The sequence below is a fragment of the Pseudarthrobacter raffinosi genome, assembly GCF_023913735.1.
Taxonomy (GTDB): Bacteria; Actinomycetota; Actinomycetes; order Actinomycetales; family Micrococcaceae; genus Arthrobacter; species Arthrobacter raffinosi.
This window is the reverse complement of sequence record NZ_JAMXBH010000044.1, coordinates 1-4147: the sequence shown is the minus strand read 5'-3', so window position 1 is coordinate 4147 and position 4147 is coordinate 1. Positions and strand designations below refer to the sequence as shown.

The window sequence follows — 4147 nt, the reverse complement described above, 5'->3', positions numbered from 1 at the left end:
ACCAGCGCAACGGCATCAGCCTTGAACTCATCGGAATAGGTTGGTCGAGCAGACATGGGCACAATCCTTTCAAACTGTGTCTCACATCAGTAGTACACCTCAGGTGGGCTGTCCCCAGCTCTGAAGCCAGCCGGTCATTTTTTCTATTTCCGGTCCCTGGGCTGCCTTGATCCTGGTGGCCAGGTCGGTCACCTCGGCGGGGACGCCTTCCTTGGCCAGGATGATGTCGCTCATCTCCACGGCCTCGGCGTGGTGCGGGATCATCTTCTGGGCGAACATGGCGTCCGCGTCGTTGAAGTCCGCCGAGGCTGCGGCCGACGTTGCCGGAGCCGAGGTCGATGGCATGGCGGAGCTGCCGTGGCTCATGCCGGGCATGCTGCTCGAGTCCGAACTTCCGGTGCCGGCTGAGCATCCGGCGAGGCCGATTGCTGCGGCGATCGCGGCAGCGGAAATAGTCAGGGTCTATTTCATGAAAATCAGGGTCCTCAAAGGTATCAGCGGCGTTTAGCGCCTGGGGATTGCAAGCAGAGACAGCTGCGCCCTTTGGGAAGGTGGGCTGTCTTGTGCGTGTCGACGTTGCTGGACGCTGCGCCGGGGCGCGGCGCTGTCAGTGCTGGTTTACGTCCGGCTGATACAGAAGTCACCGGGAGAGGGGCTGTCCGGTGAGTAGGAATAATTGATGCTGGCTGCAGCCGCCACCCCGAAGTCCGGTAAGGCATAGGGTGCTGTTCCGGGGGCAGGGGCGGTCAGTGAGGTGTTTCCCGGGGCCAGGACGCACGTATTGCCCCCGGCAGTCATCCCGGGGCAGGAACCTGCAGGGGCGCAGGAAGACGACGAGCCAGTTGCCGCTGGGGTAGCGGCGGTCCCATCCGAGGATGCCCCCGTGGTGTGGGAGTGCCCGGCCGGGATGCCCGCAGCGTCCACCGCGGATCCGGCGGTCGCTGCCGGCATGGTGTGCGCGGCGCTCATATGGTGTGCGCCGGTCATAATGTGCATGCCGAAGATCCCGGCGATGATGGCTAGGGCGGCCGTCAGGAAGCCTGCACGAAAGAGGAAAGCGGAGAAAGGTCCACGCGATGGTGCGCTCACAACGTTTCTTCCCTTCCATGCAGGTTGTTCAGGATCTTCAGCCTACCGGCAGGGGTATTCCTGCCGGTCACAGCCTCTTATTCAACGCACCTGGGAGGGATTGAGTTTCATCCTCCGCAAGCCCAAAGGCAGGACAGGGCACTGTCGCCAGCGGGACGGCGAGGATGTTGTAACCGGTGGCCCAAATGAGGATCTGCTACGGCTTGGTATGGCTGGCCCCGGATAGGTCCACCATTTCACAGCACAGTCCAGGCATCATTGCCGGCCTGGACAACACCGGCCGATGCCGTGCACCCGTTCCAGCGCCGAGCGCGATGCCGGCCTCAGCGCCGGGGACGCGTTCGCCCCGTCAAAAGACACCCCACTCGCCTAACCGGTCTTCTGCCAGGGGCCTTGATGCCAATTGCTGGAAAGCGTGTAGCCGGCGGAGGTCACGGCCGCACACACAGCAAAGCTCTCGGCCGTACCGTGACTATCACCCGGGAACGACCGCCGGACACGAGGTCCACAAAGGCGGACTCGGCACCCTCAACGGCCGATACAGCCTTTTGAACGGTCTGGACGCAATGCCCGCACGTCAGCCCTTCGACAGCAAACTCGACTGTGCTGCCACTGGATACCGCTGCCGGAGCAGCAGCTGCACCCGGCAGCGGAAGAAACAAGGGGAAGCCTGGCTCTATCTTTTTGAGGAAGAATCGAGGGTGTGCGGGGGGTGAACGGCCGTGCAAACGGGTACGGCAACACCAGCCCGGACTTCCATGTCACTGACAACCCAAGAAGACGCATCCTGTACCCGGGCCGGGTATACAGAGCAAGTGCGCATCCCGTGCCACGGCGGACGCGCCGTTACCGGAATGTGACAAACATTGCTGGTGTGAAGTACGGTCTAAGTCGTGCCGGTTTCTCCTTGAGGCGGCACTCCCGAACAGATTGCCTAACTCTGCCGCTGCCCGGGATCCGTTCACTTTTCGTCCGGCAGAGACGGGGAACCCATTATTGGCCTGCTTCTGGCAGGTCTTGGGGTGAAGCCGTGCCTGGTGCACTTTTGCGCCTGACGCGGCCGGGTGCCTCCCACCCGAATCCGACAGCTAACCTCGCAGGCAGTGGGAGAGGCCCTTTCATGCCCATGCGCAAAACTCACGGCCGCCGCCGCGCGGTCCCCCAGACCAGCACTCTTGCCGCACTGACCAAGTCCTTTACCGCGAATGCCGGCGGCGCAGGCCGCCAGGCCGCCGTCTTCGCAGCGGCTTCCGGTCTCGTGCTGACCAGTGGTATTGCTGCCGCCCAGGCGGCCGACGCCCCCGGCCAGCGCGAAGCTGAACCGGCCGCTAACCTCGAGGTCGCGAGCCAGATACAGGCCCCGCTGACCGCCGATGCCACCATCCAGATTTCCTTCGAGCGCCCGGTCGTGGAAACCACGCCCGCTCCCGTAGTGGAAGCCCCGAAGCCTGTCGTGGTAGCCGCGAAGGCCGCGGCACCCGCGGCCGCCGTAACGACCCCTGCACCCGCCTCGGCCAAAGTCACCGTCACCCCGCCTGCGCCCGCGCCGGCTCCCGCAGCCGGTGACATTAACTCCATCATGGTGTCCTCCGCCTACGCTCAGATCGGCATGATCCAGGACTGCACGCGGCTGGTCGAAAACGCCCTAAATGCCGCTGGCATCCCCGTCGGGGACCTGGGCCCGATGCAGTTCATGAACTACGGCACCGTGGTCACCGACCCCCAGCCCGGTGATATGGTCATGCAGCCTGGCCACGTAGGAATTTACGTCGGCAACGGCCAGGTCCTCAGCTCAGGCCTGAACGGGAAGAATGAAACCGCCGTGCACCCTCTGACCTGGATGACGTCCAAGGGTGCCGTCACCTTCGTCCGCGCAGGCTAACAAACCACTGAAGGCCGGTGATTCAATGCCTTGGGGGCACTGAATCACCGGCCCTTAGGATGCCCCTCCAACCATGCGCCTGACTCCTTCCGCAGGTCACCCGAAGGCGACATATAGCGGTGCTAAAACACCGCCATTTACTCCGCAAACCACAATTCTGAGGCGTATCCCATCTCTTTAGAGTGTCCGGCCAAGCCCCGCTTCCAAGGAAATGAGACATGACGCTCAATTCTGCCCCGCTGAGCAGCACGCGCAGCGCCACGCCGCACCAACTCCGGTATCGGCGCTACGGCTGCCTGCTCTCACACACCCGAAAACGAAAGACTCACCAGACATGACCGTTCAGAACGACCTCAGCCGCGAAGACGTTGCCTCCTATGAGGCAGAGCTCGCGAAACGGACTCCCTCGCTCTACTCGCGCTACATCGGCGCGATGCTCTACTTCATGGGCGCGGCCCTTATCGCTGGCGCCGTCGTGCACTATCCGGTCAACCCGGGCCTATACACGATCATCTGCGTCGTCGGTGCGTTCGTGTTCCTCCTCGGCACCATCGTCAACGAGTTCGTGCTCGTCGATGAGCGCCCGCTGCTAAGCCGGGCCATCTCGCTCGTCGCGTTCTCGCTCCTGCTCTCCTTCGGCGTCGGCCTGGTCGGCGGCGGCATCCAGCACTTCGAACAGTTCCCCGAGCGCAGCGCCTGGATGACTCCAATCGGCCTGCTGATGTCGTACGTCGCGTTCATCGCCAAGGACGCCAAGGGCGGCCTGCGCCACCTGGTCAGCCCGTTTGCCGCAGGTGTCGTGTTGGTCGCCGCGCTGACATGGTTCGGCATGTCCGCCCTCGCAAGCACCCTCGACTCCGAGAGCCACAGCCACGACTCCACGCCGGCACCGTCGCAGGCACCCGCGGAGGCTCCGACCAGCGAAGACCGCACCCTCGACAAGCCGACGGACGCCCCCGCAGCCCCCGCACCCGACACCCACACGTCGCACAGCCACTAACCCGAAGCCGGGCATGCTCAACCGCACATTCGTGCGCTCCTATTCCGTGTAAGGGTCTTTCCCGGCAATGTGGGTGTGTGTGATCGACTATCTGTAGGCCGTTTCAGCCAGGAAATCCTGCCGAGTTGGTGGCTGGTTTCCTGCCAAATGAGCGCTAAGAATCAGGCCAGGCAATT

4 protein-coding genes, 1 pseudogene and 1 riboswitch are annotated in these 4147 nt (G+C 63.5%); of the genes and pseudogenes, 2 read left to right on the top strand and 3 right to left on the bottom strand.

Annotated features, from left to right (window positions below; genetic code table 11):
• Positions 1-102 precede the first annotated feature (102 nt).
• From NG698_RS21425 to NG698_RS21415, 3 genes and pseudogenes are all read right to left on the bottom strand, one after another.
• Positions 103-459, bottom strand: a pseudogene (locus NG698_RS21425) (DUF305 domain-containing protein); the annotation flags it as partial.
• Between the two features lie 159 nt (positions 460-618).
• Positions 619-1089 carry a hypothetical protein gene (locus NG698_RS21420; RefSeq protein WP_252603950.1) on the bottom strand — a complete coding sequence of 157 codons (471 nt, stop codon included), beginning with the start codon at positions 1087-1089 and terminating at the stop codon, positions 619-621.
• Between the two features lie 431 nt (positions 1090-1520).
• Positions 1521-1751 (bottom strand): heavy-metal-associated domain-containing protein, encoded by a 231-nt coding sequence (locus tag NG698_RS21415; protein WP_252603948.1) that lies wholly within the window; start codon positions 1749-1751, stop codon positions 1521-1523.
• 259 nt (positions 1752-2010) lie between these two features.
• Positions 2011-2206: riboswitch (cyclic di-AMP (ydaO/yuaA leader) on the top strand.
• Between the two features lie 3 nt (positions 2207-2209).
• Here NG698_RS21415 and NG698_RS21410 point away from each other — a divergent pair.
• Both NG698_RS21410 and NG698_RS21405 read left to right on the top strand, forming a co-directional pair.
• The gene (locus NG698_RS21410) at positions 2210-2971 is read left to right on the top strand and encodes an NlpC/P60 family protein (RefSeq protein WP_252612268.1); all 762 of its coding nucleotides are present in this window, start codon (positions 2210-2212) and stop codon (positions 2969-2971) included.
• A 334-nt stretch (positions 2972-3305) separates the two neighbouring features.
• Positions 3306-3971 (top strand): hypothetical protein, encoded by a 666-nt coding sequence (locus NG698_RS21405; protein ID WP_252603944.1) that lies wholly within the window; start codon positions 3306-3308, stop codon positions 3969-3971.
• The last annotated feature ends 176 nt before the right edge of the window (positions 3972-4147 follow it).